This window comes from Jeotgalibacillus sp. S-D1 (assembly GCF_004358665.1).
GTDB lineage: Bacteria > Bacillota > Bacilli > Bacillales > Jeotgalibacillaceae > Jeotgalibacillus.
Window position 1 is genome coordinate 1333540 of sequence record NZ_SMZR01000001.1, and the last position, 15498, is coordinate 1349037.

Sequence of the window (15498 nt, forward strand, 5' to 3'; positions counted from 1 at the left end):
TCCGTCAGAAAAGCGGCCATTAAAAACGGCCGCTTTTTTGTATCCTCCTTTTCAATCCTGTGTTTCTTTTATACAATGAGTTCATTACCTATAAGGATGATGTCCATGTCTGTCATACAAAAATTATTAAAACAATATCCAAATGCACGGCAAATCAATTCTTTAAAAGACAATGAGTACGATCAATATCAATGGTACAGGGATGCATCGGATGAGCTGATCGCTTTTCCAGCGGCTGAGCTGTCCAGTAAAGAAGCAGGTCTGCTGGAACTGATGCTTGAACCGGCGGCAGCTCCTCTTTACCAACACTCAAATGAATGGGAACGTTATTTGTTTGGAGATAACACCACTTGCCCACTGCCGGAAGGGACAGCGTTCAGGCTTGTATTATTTTCCTTTGGCAAGGCTCCGGTTTTTCCTGAGGAAGGTCACCCGCTTCAATTTGTTTTCGCAGATGATTCAACCATTGTCCAGCGTGATGAATTAAATGGATATGTTGTCGAACTCCAAACAGCCAATACACTATCCCTTGAAGAACTTTCATCCGCATCTCAGGCCCTTGAAACGGATATAGATGTCAGCACATATTTTTTTGCAGGGTCTTTTCACGAAGCGAACCAGGCAACTAAGGAGCAGCTGCTAATGGAACACGCCTGGTATAATCAGCATAAATCGTATATACAGCGACAAAAAGTGTCAACGACACAGTCCATCATTCCATTATTAATTCTCGACCGGTTTACAGATATGGAAAAACAGTCACAGTTTTCAATTATCAACAATGCATTTGATGGCGATCCTGAGCTAGCCACCGTAATCCGCACGCTGGTTGAAAATTTATCCAACGTAAGCAGCACGGCAAAGCTTCTGTATCTGCATCGCAACAGTTTGCAATACCGGCTGGATAAGTTCTCAGAACGGACCGGGATTGATTTAAAATCCTTTCATGGAAGTATGACAGCGTATCTCGCAAGTCTTCAATGGGATTCAGACAAAAAAAGTCGAAGCTAAAACCAGATGCAGGAATGCCCGTCACCTTGACGAAAGGCATTCCTTTTTTTTGTGCACATTTGCCATTGGAAAGGCTTTCATTTATCTGTAATATTATTTTCAGAACGAAGTACATATTGGAGGAATGACACAATGGCTGAATTAAAATTAAATAACATTTACAAAGTATACGAAAAAGACGTTACAGCAGTATCTGATTTTAATCTTCATATCAAGGATAAAGAATTCATCGTATTTGTAGGTCCTTCCGGCTGTGGGAAATCAACAACTCTTCGAATGATTGCAGGACTTGAGGAAATTTCAAAAGGCGACTTTTACATCGGTGAAGAACGCGTAAATGATAAAGCTCCTAAAGACCGCGATATCGCAATGGTATTCCAAAACTATGCTTTATACCCTCATATGAGCGTGTATGATAATATGGCATTTGGTTTGAAACTACGTAAGTTTGATAAAGCTGAAATCGAAAAACGCGTGAAAAACGCAGCCAGAATTCTTGGGCTTGAAGCGCTTTTAGACCGTAAACCAAAAGCTCTTTCAGGTGGTCAGCGTCAGCGTGTTGCTCTTGGACGTGCAATTGTCCGTGATGCTAAAGTATTCTTAATGGATGAGCCTTTATCAAATCTTGATGCTAAACTTCGTGTTCAAATGCGTGCTGAAATTGCCAAACTGCATCAGCGTCTTCAAACGACTACGATTTATGTAACGCATGACCAGACTGAAGCGATGACAATGGCTACCCGTATCGTTGTTATGAAAGACGGAGTTATCCAGCAGGTAGGGTCTCCTAAAGAAGTATACGATAACCCTGAAAACGTATTCGTTGGCGGATTTATCGGGTCGCCGGCAATGAACTTCTTCAGCGGTTCACTAACAGAGCAAGGCTTTGACGTAAAGGGCCAGGTGCTGTCTGTACCTGAAGGCAAGATGAAAAAATTGCGTGCACAAGGCTATGTTGGAAAAGATATCATTCTTGGCGTGCGCCCTGAAGATATTCACGATGAGCCACTGTTTATTGAAGCGGCAGCTGGATCAAAATTCCTGGCAAATATCGAAGTTTCAGAACTTACCGGTGCTGAGCTTATGTTATATTCCAAAATCGGAGAACAAGACTTTGTTGCCCGTGTAGATGCAAGATCTGATATCCATGCAGGTCAAAAGGTTGAACTTGCATTTGATATGAACAAGTGTCATTTCTTTGATGCTGAAACTGAACAGCGTATTCGCTAATTACTGTTGGTTACCCCCTTATAACCATATAAAACAAGGCGGACTCAAATGAGTCCGCCTTGTTTCATTTTACCAGTCAGCATTTGTTATACTCTATCCAGGTTGACCATATTAATGGGCTGAATCCATTGATCATATTGATCTTCCGTTACATAACCGGTTTCGATAGCTGCTTCCTTGAGCGTTAATTCTTTTTCAAAAGCAAACTTGGCAATTTGAGCTGCTTTCTCATAACCAATATGAGGATTTAAAGCTGTAACAAGCATTAGTGAACGATCCACATGCCCTGCAATAACATCCTTATTAGGTTCGATTCCAACTGCACATTTATCATTAAATGCTTTCATGCTGTCTCCAAGCAGCCGGACAGATTGCAAAAAGTTATAAATGATCACCGGCTTAAATACATTCAGTTCAAAATTCCCCTGGCTTGCAGCAAATCCGATTGCCGCATCATTCCCCATAACCTGTGCAGCAACCATCGTTAACGCTTCACTTTGGGTTGGATTCACCTTGCCAGGCATAATTGAGCTGCCCGGCTCGTTCGCCGGAATGGTGATTTCTCCAATGCCGCTTCTCGGTCCGCTGGCCAGCCATCTGACATCATTTCCTATTTTCATTAGATCAGCAGCTAACGCTTTAAGAGCTCCATGTACGTGAACCATATCATCATGGCTGGTTAATGCATGAAACTTATTGTCTGAAGAATAGAAAGGAAACCCTGTTTGCAGCACAAGCTGCTTTGCAACACGGTCGCCAAACTCCGGATGTGCGTTGATTCCGGTGCCGACTGCAGTTCCCCCAATCGCCAGGGATAAAATATGCTTGCTTGCTTCCTGAATCATACTCCGCGACTTTTGAAGCATTGCACGCCACCCGCTGATTTCCTGGCCAAGCGTAAGCGGTGTAGCATCCTGTAAATGGGTACGGCCAATTTTAATTATTTCCTTAAAGGCCTCTTCTTTTTCAAAAAAGGTTTCTGTTAATAGTTTTAAATTAGGGATTAAGTTTTTGCATAGTGCTTTGTAAGCTGCAATATGCATAGCAGTTGGAAATGTATCATTAGAGCTTTGAGACATATTAACATCGTCGTTCGGATGAACCTGTTCATCGATCGACTGTTCCTGCAAAAATAAATTTGCTCGATGGGCCACTACTTCATTCACATTCATGTTCGACTGCGTACCGCTGCCTGTCTGCCATACAACAAGTGGAAAATGTTCATCAAGCTTGCCATCAATAATTTCATTACAGGCTTTTGAAATGGCATCACGTTTATGTACCGATAATTTTCCTAAATCAAAATTCACCATAGCAGCTGCTTTTTTAAGTTCTGCAAATGAATACGTTATTTCAAGCGGCATTTGTTCTATGCCAATTGGAAAGTTTTGTTTACTTCGTTGTGTTTGGGCACCCCAGTTTTTGCTTGCAGGAACTTGAATCTCTCCTAACGAATCCTTTTCAATACGAAAATCCATTGTTCATCTCCCCCTTACAAACGTTTTCACTCTTTCATTGTATCATTTTCCCAAAAGAAGCTCACTTCATAGCCTTGAGGGAGAAACCTTTTCGATTTAATCAAGATCAGCTACACTTATAACAGTGAGGATTTTAACGAAAGGAGGATTAACATGAAAATTGCTATATTTGGTGCAACGGGCCGGGTAGGAAGTGTAATCGCTGAACTGGCACTTAAAGACGGGCACAGCGTCCGCGCACTGTTTCGAAGTCAAACAGATCTTAAGCATAAACACTTACATATCCACTACGGGGATGTTTCCAATAAAGCGGATATTTATAAAACCATAAAAGGCTGCGACGCCGTAATCAGCGCACTGGGCACCGACAAAAATGATGCTCTTACAAAATCAATGATTCATATCCTGCCCGCTATGCGGAAAGAATCCATAACAAAAATCATCACCATCGGCACAGCAGGCATACTGGACTCAAAAAGAGATCCTGGCAAGCTTCGTTTTCATTCAACAGAATCAAACCGTAGATTAAGTACTGCGGCAGAAGACCATTGCCGCGCATATTTAATGCTGAAGCAGTCATCAATGGACTGGACAATCGTCTGTCCAACCTATTTGCCGGACGGCGAACGCATCGGAAAATACCGTACAGAAATCAACACATTGCCAGACAGCCCATCAAGCATTTCCATGTACGATACAGGCGATTTCGCATACTCTCTTTTACAGTCAGATCAATACTTGAAAAAAAGAGTTGGAATTACTTATTAGTTTTCATTTGCTGTTTTGCTGGAGATAGGAGATTAGCTGCGTTTACAGCCATGGGTATGAGCATTCAATTAGGGGATTTTCCTGATTGGATGCTTTTTTGTGCCGGCTATGGTCAAATTCAGAGACAAAGGCAGGGCGGGAGCATGAACCTCTAGCAGGAGATATGCTGGGCGGGAGCGCGAACTCTGGCGGGAGCATTATATCGATCTCCTTTTCCAAAATATCGATCACTTTTCCGCGTTTATCGTACTTCTTTCCGGATTTATCTCTCATCTTTTCTCTTTTATCGATCAAATCGGCTTTTTCCTCCATTTTATCTCACATCTATCACCGTTTATCGATCATCTGAAGCATTATATCGATCATCATTTCAATTATATCGATCAAACTTCCAGCCCTCCTCCCACCTCTCCACTTCTCTCCCACAAAAAAACCAACTCTAAAAAAAGAGTTGGTCCAGAATTTATCCTGCCTGCTTATTTCCCTGCTGCAATTTATACATCTGATAATACTTGCCACGAAGGGCCATAAGGTCATCGTGTGATCCCTTTTCGACGATCGCTCCGCGGTCTAATACAAGAATCTGGTCGGCATTTTTGATCGTTGACAACCGGTGAGCAATGATAAAAGTAGTTCTGCCGGTCTTTAAAGTGTCCATGGCTTCCTGAATGATCGCTTCAGTTTCCGTGTCTACACTAGAGGTAGCTTCATCCAGAATCAACACGGCTGGATCAAAGGCAAGCGCACGTGCAAACGAAATTAATTGCCGCTGCCCGGAAGAAAGCGTGCTCCCCTTTTCAATTACAGGCTCATCAATACCTTTCTCAAGATGTTTGAGTACACGATCTGCTCCTACCGCTTTTAGTGACTCCTCAATTTTCTCCCGTGAGACGCGTGGATCATTAAGAGAAACATTGGAGGCAATAGTCCCTGTGAACAGGTAGGGATCCTGGAGCACAATTCCCATATGATCACGAATTGTCTGACGGGGCAGAGTTTTAATGTCCTGATCATCAATTTGAATGGACCCTTTTTGGCAGTCATAGAAGCGGAACAATAAATTCATAATGGAACTTTTTCCTGAACCTGTATGTCCCACCAAACCGATTGTTTCTCCTGGCTTTGCTTCAAAGGATAAGTTTTTTAAAACATAATCGTCCTTTTTATAGGCAAAGGAAACTTGATCAAATACTACATGCCCCTTGTAACGGGGGGTTTTGTCATTCTTAACATCTTCACCTTCTTCATCGAGCAAGCTAAAGACCCGTTCACCTGCTACCAGCGCGATCTCTAAATTTGCCAATTGATTTACAATCCCCGTTACCGGCTGGAACATTCGTGTAATGTAATCCACAAATGCATACAGGATCCCTACTGTCACGACAGATTCTCCCCCTACAGCACTGCTTCCAAAATACCAAATGAAGGTAACAAAAGTGATGTTTCTCAAAATCGCAACCAGATTGTGCGACATAAATGAATTTAAATTGAGCAGTTTGTTTTGATAGCGAAAGTGAGTGTTATTCATAACCTCAAATTCATCCTGCGTCTTCTTTTCACGTTGGAATGCTTGAATAATGGTCATTCCCTGGATAGATTCATTAATGGAAGCATTGATTTCACTTACTTTTGACCGTACTACATGATTGTATTTAGAAGCATATTTTCGGTAGATGGTCATCCAAATATACAATATCGGCAAAAGAATTAAACAGATTGCTGCAAGCTTTGGATCCAAAATAAACAGCGCTACAAATATCCCTGTAATGTATACACCACTGTAGAAAAATTGAGATAGCACCTGAACATACAATTCCCTGATTGCTTCAGTATCGTTCGTGATCCTTGCCACTACTTTTCCAGCAGGCAGATTATCAAAATAGTGAATCGGCAGACGTTGGATATGACCGAATACATCTGTACGCATTTTTTGTATAATACGGTTTGCTGAACGCTGAAGCTGATAATCCTGTCCAAAATGGAAAATAGCCGCAACAACTGTTAAAGCAAAATACAAAATGACGAGCTGAATAATCCTTGGAATTTCGGGCTTGTAAAATGCCATAATTTGCGATCCAGATAGTTCCAATGCATCGTATGAACGTTCTCCATCTTTTGAGGAGAATATCAGCTTTCCATCTTTAAAGGAGCGTTCCCCATCGGCTGTAACTTTGTCATCGACAAAGAAAAAACGCAATCCGATTTGGAATATATGTGCCTCTTCTCCTCCTGCTTCATCCGGCAGAAGATAGTCCCCCCGTTTATAAAAGGTATTATTATAAGCGACAGCGTCCTTCGTTTCTCCCGTTTCATACCATGTTTGTTCGATCCCTAAAATATGATCATCAATCATTTTCTTAGCAATAAAAGGTCCAATAAGCTCTGCACCAACGGATACTGTCAGCATTAAAAGAGCGATAATAATGGTCTTTTTAAATAACAAAGCATAGTGATATAATCGTTTTCCTACACTCATGAGCTCACCTCCTCAAGAAGCGAACCCTCTATCTGCTGACGCTGAAACTGTTCATAATACCAGCCTTTCTTCGCAAGCAATTGATGATGTGTTCCTTCTTCTGTTACGCGACCCTCTTCCAGCACAATGATCCAGTCGGCATGTTCAACTGCTGACAGGCGGTGTGTGGTGATGATCGTTGTTTTTCCTTTGCGTTCGTTTCGAATATTTTCCAGAATACTTGATTCGGTTTTTGCGTCAACTGCAGATAATGAATCATCCAGTATAAGTACTGATGGGTCCTTTATCACGGCGCGTGCAATCGATATTCGCTGTTTTTGTCCACCTGACAGGGCAACACCTTTTTCACCAACAAGCGTTTCTAATCCTTCTGGAAGCATCTTCAGGTCGTTTTCAAAATGAGCCATTTTAACAGCGCGAAGAATATCTTCCTTTTTCGCATTTTCTGCTCCAAATAAAATATTTTCCTGAATGCTTCTTGAAAATAAAACGTGATCCTGTGGCACATAGCCAAACCAGGAACGCACATGATCTTTTTCCTGCTGATCAATCGGAGCGCTGCCCAGTAAAATTGAACCCTCTCCCATTGGATATTCTTTTAGCAATTGTTTTATAAGCGTTGTTTTTCCGCTCCCTGTTTTTCCTACAACACCCAGCGTCTGCCCTTGTTTCAGGCTGAGGTTTACAGCATCCAAATTTTTCACATTAGAAGATGGATACTGAAATCCGCTGTGGTCAAAAAAGATTTCGTTCACGCTCTCAGTGTTGATCGGGGTGGTAACATCCACTACGTCTTCTTTATAACCGAGCGTTTCATTGACTCTGTCCATCGAAGCATTTCCACGCTGCATAATGTTTATTAATTCACCTACTGCAAACATAGGCCAAATTAACATGCCCAAATAAACATTAAAAGCAACCAGCTCTCCAAGAGTAATCGTTTGATTGAAAACAAGGAACGAACCATAACCAAGTCCAATCATATAACTGATCCCTGTTAGAATTTTTGTTAAGGGATTAAATAATGCGTCAATTAATGCGACTTTCATGTTTTTATGAAACACATCTTCAGTATCGTTATAGAACTGCTTTTGATCCGCCTGTTCTTGTACATAAGCCCTTATAACCCGCACTCCAGCAACGGATTCTAATACACGGTCATTTAAATCGCCAAAAGCATCCTGAGCACTTGTATAGCGCTCGTGAATTCTTTTTCCAAGCAGCTGCATCACTACAGCTAATATTGGAAGCGGCAAAATAGCAGCCAGCGTTAGTTCCCAGGAGACCACAATTCCCATGGTAACTAAAATTGTTAACATATAGGCGGTGGAATCAATTAACGTCAGCACCCCGAAACCTGCTGTTACTGACACTGCTTTAAGATCATTTGTTGATCTGGCCATTAAATCGCCCGTTCTGTTGCGCTCATAAAATGTCGGTGTCATTCGGAGCAGATGACCCATGAACATGGATCGCAGCCGCCTTTCAATTTCATTTGCGCCGCTAAACAAGAGATATTGCCACACATAATTAATTAGATAAGACGCCACAGCGATCCCCAGCAGGATCAGCACGTATTGCACCAATAAATTTGAAGTTAATTCGCCTTGGAAAATATCATCAATCGCCAGACCTACTAAGAGCGGCGGGATGACTTCCACCACATTTGCAATCAGCAGGAGAACAATCGCGATGGTGTATCGCTTCCAATGCTGTTTAAAAAACCATTTCAGCTTAAAAAATATATCGAACATTTATATCTGCCTCCCTTCAATCCGATGCGGTGAGCTACCCAGATTCCAGCTCCACCGTTTTTACTGCCTTCCACTTAATAATGTTCATCATTTTACTTCCTCCTTTAATTATTGTTGATGCTCAGGATTCCTGGCATCATTTATGAAAACAGGCTGTACCTGTAGTCACTGCAGCTTAAAACACTTGTAAGTTCCTTAAATTGAACAAAAAAAAGCATACTGGGCCGCAAAAGCACACAGTATGCTTCCGTCAAAAAAGGCACAGACTACGATACGCAGCCCATGCCTTCAACATGACAGTTCATAAATTTCAACATAAAAATGAAATGTTTTCTGTTAAGTAAGAGGTTGCCGCTGCGTGTTATTAAGTTGGTTAAAACGATTTTTGGAAACAGCAATTAAGTTTTTCATGACACGCAACTCCCTTCTTTAAGTGTTTTAAAATTTGTCCATTGTTTGAACATACTTAGATTATCCTACCAATTCAACGCTGTCAATCATTTTTTAGTTTTTTCTAACAATTCCTCAGTAAGTATTAGCAACAATTCAAAATAACGCAGCTTCCCCATAAATTTAAATGAGTGTGTTTGATTTATCTATTATTGGGGAACATATTAATAACCGATTTAAGTTTGATTCTTATTTTGGAACTCAGTAAAGGGGTGAATGAAATGTTAAGAACTATCCTCATGATTATTGGTGCTATCGTTGTAATCTTTTTCTTAATTAACCTTATCGGTTAATAACTATTCCCTTTTTTTGTGGATAAACGATTACCGAAATTATATTTTACTTAAGCACATACTATTCCGTTCATAACATAATTAAAAAGCCTAATTTTAGGCTTTTTTTTATTGTCCATACTTTCTCCTGACAATTTTCAGACCTATTTACTATTATCGGAATATTCAATACAATGTAAGGGTAATTAAAACTTAAATTGGTTAAAGGAGCTGAAATTAATGTATAAAAACATTCTTGTCGCTTTTGACCACACCCACAGCAGCCAAAATGCTTTAGAAACCGCAGTAGATATTTTATCGCTTCATCCTGCTGCAGAATTGACCATTACGCATGTTTCCACTGAAAAACATTCAAAGGATACAACGATTTATAGCAACGCAAGAGAAGCAGCACCGATTATGACCCCCGGAATTGATAAAATGAGCACTCCGTATATGCGGCCATCTCCGCCTAATCAAACTTCTGTTACAGCTCATCGTTTAACAGAGGAACTTGATGACGCATTGCAAATGGCAAAAAAAAGCCTTGATGCCAGAGGAATCGAATCAGGATTTTATCCACTGACCGGCTCCCCTGCTGAAACGATTGTCGAATATGCTTCCTATAATAAAGTGGATTTAATTATTGTAGGATGCACAGAAAAAAACAGCTTTCAAAAATGGTTTTTAGGCAGTGTCAGTGAAAAAATAGTGCAGGAAGCCCCGTGTCATGTTCTAGTAGTAAAATAATACAAGCTTTGAGGGTCCTATTTGCGAATAAACACGCTAAATCCTCCTTCATCCCAATTTATCGGTTATAATAAAAGATAAGTATGGATCATTAAAGGATGATGGAATGTGGCTAGACAGCGCAAAATGGATATGAACGAGCTATTGAAAGCAACAGAAGAACTCCTGCTTGAAAAAGGTTATGAGGGTTTTCATTTTAAAGCATTATCAGAAAAATTAGATGTAGCAAGAAGTACAATATATGAATACTACAGCAATAAAGATGAATTGATAACGGATTATATGAGGCTGTTAATGACGGAGGTTATGGAAAAGGTAAAAGCCATACAAACACAGCCGTCTTCCTTTCAAATGCTTAAAGAACTGCTGACCTTATTTATGGAGTATTCTCAGGTCTACGATATGATCAAAATGCGGCCCGCTTTAAATAAAAGCAAATCCCCAACGGTCATAAAGGATTTAAATGAATTAGACAGCCATTCACAGGAATTATTTAAGATCTTAACGATCGAAATTGAAAATGCTAAAAAAGAAGGCTCAATCCGTCAGGATCTGTCCTCGCAGCTTGTTGCAAGTATTTTCTTTAATACAGTATTAATTCCCAATATGGAGCGGGTGCCTGCTAAACAGTGGTCAGAAATGATTTTCAGCTTGATTGAACATGGAATAGCCGTAAAAAAATGACGCAGTGATCCCTGATAAATAAATTTCAGGGATTTTTATCTCCTGCACATAGAAAAAACCGTTCCCCATTAAGGAGAACGGTTTTTTCAGGATTCCTTCTTATCTTTTGAATCCTCTTCCATTATAGAGTTTAATCCTTTTTTAAATTCATGTAGTGTAAGTCCTGCGGTTCTTCCCAGCTGCGGCAGCTTGGAGGGACCAAAAACGATCAGTGCAACAAAAAGAATTATGACGATTTCACCAAAACCAAGATTCATCAATCGCCGCCCCTTTTCTATCAGATGAATTCAGTATACCTCCATCTAAAAGAAATTCATATTGAGAAAATGTTCATTTGGTGAACATTCGTTATCCCTCACCGCGTTGTTCTTTAATTTTTCTTTTCTTTTCTGATTCAGATACATATAGTGCAACTGCAGCGTCCCCGGAAATATTGATCGCCGTTCTGCACATATCAAGCAGGCGGTCAATTCCTAAAATAAGACCAATGCCGGCTACCGGGAGTCCAACTGAATTCAGTACCATTGCCAGTAATATTAATCCTACGCCTGGTACCCCTGCAGTCCCAATACTGGCTAGAACGGCTGTCATAACAACGGTCAGCAGTTCAACAAAGGTTAAATCAACTGCATATACCTGAGCAATAAAGATTGTGGCTACACCCTGCATAATGGCCGTGCCGTCCATATTGATTGTTGCTCCCAGAGGCTGAACAAAAGAACTGGATGCTTTTGATACATTTAAATTCTTTTGAGCCGTTTCCATTGAAATTGGCAGCGTAGCATTACTGCTGGACGTACTAAAACCTACTGTCATGGCTGGAAAGAAACCTTTGTAAAACCAGATGGGGCTCTTTTTAGCCAAAAACAAAATGATGCTGCCGTAAGTTACGACGGCATGAACAACCAGGGCCAATAGTACAACGAGTACATACATTAGTATACTTTGAAGAGATTCAAAACCAGCTTCTCCAAGGGCAGAAGCAATCAATCCAAATGTACCGTATGGAGCAAATTTCATCACTACCCCAACCAGGTACATCATAATGTCATTCCCCTGCTCGAATAGCTTATAGACCCCTTTAGTTTTTTCTTTAAGAACTGTTAAAGCCAGTCCGATAAAAATAGAGAATGCAATAATCTGAAGCATATTCCCTTCGGCTAAAGCTGCCACTGGATTTGTTGGAATAATATTCAGAAGTGTTTCTGCAACAGATGGGGTCTCTTCTTCATTAAACGAAGCCGCTTGTCTTTCCTCTTCAGAAAAAGGAGAGTTTGAACCGGGCTGAATAACAGCAGCCAAGAATAAGCCGATCGTGATTGCAATGGCAGTCGTAATAAGAAAAGTAGCAATTGTTTTGATTCCCATCCGCCCAAGTTTTTTTGTGTCACCCAATCCTGCAACTCCAAGAACGAGTGAGAAGAATACAATAGGCACTACGAGCATATTAATTAAGCTAAGAAAAATTTCTCCAAGAGGTGAAAAGAAATATTTATCTAAAGTGGAAAATAAATCAGGCGCTAAAACATTTAATGATAGCCCAACGATAATACCAAGCACCAGAGCTATCAGAATCTTTGCCGTTAAGTTCAATTTCATAAAACTTCCTCCAATCATGTACGTTCCTTTTAATATGTATTAATTGTATTTTTAAAACTTTTGCTATAATCAATTTAATGCCTAGCCCGAAGAATATCAATCTCAATTAGGTAAATCTCATAAAAATGCATAAATTGAATGACGTATGGGTATAGATAACTATAACATCAATCAGAAAGGGATCTGCGATATGGCTAATAAAACAGTTTATTTTATATCATCTAACCACGAACGCAGTCTAATTGCTGAAGGGTGGGCATCACGGCTTAATGCAAAAAACATTACGTTTCGCAGTGCCGGTTGGGAAAGCGCACGAGTGAATTCTTTCTCTATCGAAGCCATGAAGGAAATTTGCATTGATCTATCAACCATTAAACCTCATCATTTAAATATAGAAGAATTGGAAAATGCCGATATGATTATTTTAATACAGGATTTTGATAAAGATGAAAGAATCTACCTTTCCCCTACTATTGCAAAAAAGATTTTAAACTGGAATATCATTAACCCGGAAAAAAGATCCAGTAACCCTTCAGAAACCTGGCTGCTGTTTCAGGAAATTTGCGACGATATCGCCCTTAGAATTCGTGATCTTGGAAAAAGTTTTTCTTCCCCACTTTAAGCTCATTTAGCTGATATAGCTGATTGGGCTATTTTTTTTATTCTTTTTTGAGGACAGCCCGAACAGGACTGCCATCAGCCCCCTCCAGTTTTAGGGGAAGCGAAATGAGTTCGTACAATCCCGTATCAACATGATCCAGGACAATTCCTTCTAAAATCAAAATATCGTGTTCTAAGAGCTCGTGATGAATATCAAGCTCCTTACTGTTAATTGGATCAACAGAAGGCAGATCCACTCCTATCAGCAAAATCCCTTTATCGGCAAGAATTTTTGGCAATTCTCTATCCATAGTAGGAATGCTTTTTGGAAACTCCTGCCGATCTTTCCAATAGGTTGTTTTAAACAGGACTGATGTTACCCCTTCATGCAAAAAAGGAATGACATCGCTTGCCTGTATCTTCGATTTGTTTAAGCAATCAACCACTACAGCTTTAGAAATATACCGGTCCAGAGAAAGCTCATCAACTTTTTTCCCATCATTGTCAAAATGAAACGGTGCATCAATGTGCGTGCCAACATGAGTGCTTGTTTCAACCTTGCCTACATTAACAGATCCGCTTTCTTCTTTTGTCCACGAAACCTCATAATGAAATGGCGTATCTCCGGGCCAGGCGGGTGTTTGATTGGAAAGCGGCATGGATATATCAATAATTTTTGACATCCTTTTCCTCCTAAGCTATGACATTACGGGTATTTTGAAAACGCTCATACTCTTTGTCTTTCATTATTTTCTTCAGAATCATAACTGCATCAAAAATATCGGCATAACTCGTATACAGAGCAGCTGGTGCAAGCCGTATCAGATTGGGCGCTCTAAAATCAGGTATCACGTTATAGTGTTTCAACGCTTTGCAAATGCTTGCTGCAGAAGGATGCTCAAGTGCGATATGTCCCCCTCTTTCGTTCAGAGATTTTGGAGTAACCAGTTTTAGTCCATAAGAGGGTACGTGTTCCTCCAGCAGTTCTATTAAATAATCAGTCTGCTTAAGTGATTTTTTCCTGATTCCCTCAATTCCCGCTTCCTCAAACATAGACAGGCTTCCCAGTAATGGTGCACTTGATAAAATATGCGGTGTTCCAATTTGATACGCTCCAGCCCCGTTTGAAGGAGTAAAGGCATGATCCATATCGAATTGTTTTTCTTTTTCAGAACCGAACCAGCCTTTGAGTCCAGGCATTTTGCCATGATGGCGTTCGTGAACGTAGAGCCCGCCCGTCCCTCCTGGTCCGCTGTTAACATATTTATAATTGCACCAGACAGCAAAATCGACACCCCAATTATGGAGCTCATGCGGCACAGCACCGATTGAATGTGCTAAATCAAATCCTACAATAATATCTTTCTTATGAGCAAATTCAACGATTTCTTTCATCGGCAGCAATTGACCGCTCCGGTACAATACGGATGGCAATAAAATCAGACCAACATCTTCTGTGATGGCCTTTTTGATCTCACATAGTTCCAGCGTCTGCCCATCATGTGAAATAACTTTTTTTAAGTGCAGTGCCGGATCAAAGCCTTTTAATTCAAGCTGACTCTGTACTGCATAAATGTCAGAAGGAAAATTAAGCTCATCTGCTAAAATAGCCGGCTTTGACTGTGCAGGCTGATAAAAACTGGCAATCATTTGGTGAAGATTTGTTGTAATAGACCCTGTAACGATCACTTCACTTTTTTTTGCCCCCACCAGATGTGCCGATTGCACGCCAAGTGTTTCAGACAGCGTAAACCATGGATTTTCTCCTTCTGTCCAACCATCAATTCCGTGTATTTTCCAACTATTCAGTAAATCAAGTGTGGACTTCTCCGCTCTTTTAGAAAGCAGTCCCAGCGAGTTGCCGTCTAAATAGATCTGGCCCTCCTGAAGGTAAAATTCATTTCTGAACGGCTGCAATTTATCTTGTTTGTCCAGAAGTACAGCCTTTTCGCGCATAAGCTTCATCCCCTTTTACTCACGGCTCAATGGTATTTTTAAACTTCAGCAATTATAAGGCAAGATGAATTATCAATCCTGCCTGTTTATCTATGGTATCATCATATCGTAAATGTTAACAGGATTCGATAAAGGGAATGACAGGGGGACTGCTTATGAAAAAGCACAGCAGCTTAATATTTATTCGAGTTTTGCTTGCTATGTTGCTTATCCCCTTTCTTATAGCAGAGCCGCTGCTCGCTAAAGCAGTAATTTACACATTGCCCCTATTGGGTTTACTGGCATTTATATTTGAAATAAAACATCATCACTCTGCTGAACATAAATACAATACCTACATATTAATTACCTCTTTGTATTTAATCGGCATGATGAGTGAGAGTGACTTGACGAGGTCTGCGATGATCGCAGGATTAGTTTTTTCTTTATACTACACTTTATTTAATCCTAACTAGCAGGAGGTACACAAA

15 protein-coding genes are annotated in these 15498 nt (G+C 40.4%); 7 read left to right on the forward strand and 8 right to left on the reverse strand.

Annotated elements, in window-relative coordinates; all coding sequences use genetic code 11:
* The first annotated feature begins 105 nt into the window (after positions 1 to 105).
* Positions 106 to 1011 carry a helix-turn-helix domain-containing protein gene (locus E2R51_RS06775; protein WP_165967156.1) on the forward strand — a complete coding sequence of 302 codons (906 nt, stop codon included), beginning with the start codon at positions 106 to 108 and terminating at the stop codon, positions 1009 to 1011.
* Between the two features lie 132 nt (positions 1012 to 1143).
* Positions 1144 to 2241, forward strand: a complete 1098-nt coding sequence (locus E2R51_RS06780) for an ABC transporter ATP-binding protein (protein ID WP_133376236.1) — start codon at positions 1144 to 1146, stop codon at positions 2239 to 2241.
* Positions 2242 to 2327: 86 nt separating this feature from the next.
* On the opposite strand, the gene fumC is transcribed toward E2R51_RS06780, so the two are convergent.
* Positions 2328 to 3719 (reverse strand): class II fumarate hydratase, encoded by a 1392-nt coding sequence (gene fumC, locus E2R51_RS06785; RefSeq protein WP_133376237.1) that lies wholly within the window; start codon positions 3717 to 3719, stop codon positions 2328 to 2330.
* A gap of 153 nt (positions 3720 to 3872) precedes the next feature.
* On the opposite strand from fumC, the gene E2R51_RS06790 reads away from it, so the two are divergent.
* Entirely contained in the window at positions 3873 to 4487 is a 615-nt protein-coding gene (locus E2R51_RS06790) for an NAD(P)-dependent oxidoreductase (protein WP_133376238.1), read from the forward strand.
* A 42-nt stretch (positions 4488 to 4529) separates the two neighbouring features.
* Here the strand turns inward: E2R51_RS06790 and E2R51_RS06795 are convergent, their stop codons facing one another.
* The 3 genes from E2R51_RS06795 to E2R51_RS06805 all read right to left on the reverse strand — a co-directional run bounded on the left by E2R51_RS06795 (position 4530) and on the right by E2R51_RS06805 (position 8717).
* Positions 4530 to 4799, reverse strand: a complete 270-nt coding sequence (locus E2R51_RS06795) for a hypothetical protein (RefSeq protein WP_133376239.1) — start codon at positions 4797 to 4799, stop codon at positions 4530 to 4532.
* 151 nt (positions 4800 to 4950) lie between these two features.
* Entirely contained in the window at positions 4951 to 6963 is a 2013-nt protein-coding gene (locus tag E2R51_RS06800; RefSeq protein ID WP_133376240.1) for an ABC transporter ATP-binding protein, read from the reverse strand.
* Entirely contained in the window at positions 6960 to 8717 is a 1758-nt protein-coding gene (locus E2R51_RS06805; RefSeq protein ID WP_133376241.1) for an ABC transporter ATP-binding protein, read from the reverse strand. Before E2R51_RS06805 ends, E2R51_RS06800 begins: the two co-directional genes overlap by 4 nt.
* A gap of 962 nt (positions 8718 to 9679) precedes the next feature.
* Here E2R51_RS06805 and E2R51_RS06810 point away from each other — a divergent pair.
* Both E2R51_RS06810 and E2R51_RS06815 read left to right on the forward strand, forming a co-directional pair.
* Positions 9680 to 10189, forward strand: coding sequence for a universal stress protein (locus E2R51_RS06810; protein WP_133376242.1), 510 nt, complete (start codon positions 9680 to 9682; stop codon positions 10187 to 10189).
* Positions 10190 to 10297: 108 nt separating this feature from the next.
* Positions 10298 to 10873 carry a TetR/AcrR family transcriptional regulator gene (locus E2R51_RS06815; protein ID WP_133376243.1) on the forward strand — a complete coding sequence of 192 codons (576 nt, stop codon included), beginning with the start codon at positions 10298 to 10300 and terminating at the stop codon, positions 10871 to 10873.
* A gap of 86 nt (positions 10874 to 10959) precedes the next feature.
* Here the strand turns inward: E2R51_RS06815 and E2R51_RS06820 are convergent, their stop codons facing one another.
* Together E2R51_RS06820 and E2R51_RS06825 are read right to left on the reverse strand one after the other, a co-directional pair.
* Positions 10960 to 11130, reverse strand: a complete 171-nt coding sequence (locus tag E2R51_RS06820) for a twin-arginine translocase TatA/TatE family subunit (RefSeq protein ID WP_133376244.1) — start codon at positions 11128 to 11130, stop codon at positions 10960 to 10962.
* A 91-nt stretch (positions 11131 to 11221) separates the two neighbouring features.
* Positions 11222 to 12472, reverse strand: a complete 1251-nt coding sequence (locus E2R51_RS06825) for a dicarboxylate/amino acid:cation symporter (protein ID WP_133376245.1) — start codon at positions 12470 to 12472, stop codon at positions 11222 to 11224.
* 190 nt (positions 12473 to 12662) lie between these two features.
* On the opposite strand from E2R51_RS06825, the gene E2R51_RS06830 reads away from it, so the two are divergent.
* Positions 12663 to 13094 carry an arsenate-mycothiol transferase ArsC gene (locus E2R51_RS06830; RefSeq protein ID WP_165967157.1) on the forward strand — a complete coding sequence of 144 codons (432 nt, stop codon included), beginning with the start codon at positions 12663 to 12665 and terminating at the stop codon, positions 13092 to 13094.
* Between the two features lie 37 nt (positions 13095 to 13131).
* Here E2R51_RS06830 and kynB read toward each other — a convergent pair whose 3' ends face one another.
* Both kynB and kynU read right to left on the reverse strand, forming a co-directional pair.
* Positions 13132 to 13755, reverse strand: coding sequence for an arylformamidase (gene kynB / locus E2R51_RS06835; protein WP_133376247.1), 624 nt, complete (start codon positions 13753 to 13755; stop codon positions 13132 to 13134).
* Between the two features lie 10 nt (positions 13756 to 13765).
* Positions 13766 to 15037: a kynureninase gene (gene kynU / locus E2R51_RS06840; protein ID WP_133376248.1), complete on the reverse strand. Its 1272-nt coding sequence runs from the start codon at positions 15035 to 15037 to the stop codon at positions 13766 to 13768.
* A gap of 146 nt (positions 15038 to 15183) precedes the next feature.
* Between kynU and E2R51_RS06845 the strand changes: the two genes are divergently transcribed.
* Entirely contained in the window at positions 15184 to 15483 is a 300-nt protein-coding gene (locus E2R51_RS06845) for a hypothetical protein (RefSeq protein WP_133376249.1), read from the forward strand.
* Positions 15484 to 15498 lie beyond the last annotated feature (15 nt).

Excerpts from the sequence above, each read along its gene's own strand:
- E2R51_RS06775 (WP_165967156.1), top strand. The coding sequence starts at position 106 with ATGTCTGTCATACAAAAATTATTAAAACAATATCCAAATGCACGGCAA.
- E2R51_RS06780 (WP_133376236.1), top strand. The coding sequence starts at position 1,144 with ATGGCTGAATTAAAATTAAATAACATTTACAAAGTATACGAAAAAGAC.
- fumC (WP_133376237.1), bottom strand. The coding sequence starts at position 3,719 with ATGGATTTTCGTATTGAAAAGGATTCGTTAGGAGAGATTCAAGTTCCT.
- E2R51_RS06790 (WP_133376238.1), top strand. The coding sequence starts at position 3,873 with ATGAAAATTGCTATATTTGGTGCAACGGGCCGGGTAGGAAGTGTAATC.
- E2R51_RS06795 (WP_133376239.1), bottom strand. The coding sequence starts at position 4,799 with ATGGAGGAAAAAGCCGATTTGATCGATAAAAGAGAAAAGATGAGAGAT.
- E2R51_RS06800 (WP_133376240.1), bottom strand. The coding sequence starts at position 6,963 with ATGAGTGTAGGAAAACGATTATATCACTATGCTTTGTTATTTAAAAAG.
- E2R51_RS06805 (WP_133376241.1), bottom strand. The coding sequence starts at position 8,717 with ATGTTCGATATATTTTTTAAGCTGAAATGGTTTTTTAAACAGCATTGG.
- E2R51_RS06810 (WP_133376242.1), top strand. The coding sequence starts at position 9,680 with ATGTATAAAAACATTCTTGTCGCTTTTGACCACACCCACAGCAGCCAA.
- E2R51_RS06820 (WP_133376244.1), bottom strand. The coding sequence starts at position 11,130 with ATGAATCTTGGTTTTGGTGAAATCGTCATAATTCTTTTTGTTGCACTG.
- E2R51_RS06825 (WP_133376245.1), bottom strand. The coding sequence starts at position 12,472 with ATGAAATTGAACTTAACGGCAAAGATTCTGATAGCTCTGGTGCTTGGT.
- E2R51_RS06830 (WP_165967157.1), top strand. The coding sequence starts at position 12,663 with ATGGCTAATAAAACAGTTTATTTTATATCATCTAACCACGAACGCAGT.
- kynB (WP_133376247.1), bottom strand. The coding sequence starts at position 13,755 with ATGTCAAAAATTATTGATATATCCATGCCGCTTTCCAATCAAACACCC.
- kynU (WP_133376248.1), bottom strand. The coding sequence starts at position 15,037 with ATGAAGCTTATGCGCGAAAAGGCTGTACTTCTGGACAAACAAGATAAA.
- E2R51_RS06845 (WP_133376249.1), top strand. The coding sequence starts at position 15,184 with ATGAAAAAGCACAGCAGCTTAATATTTATTCGAGTTTTGCTTGCTATG.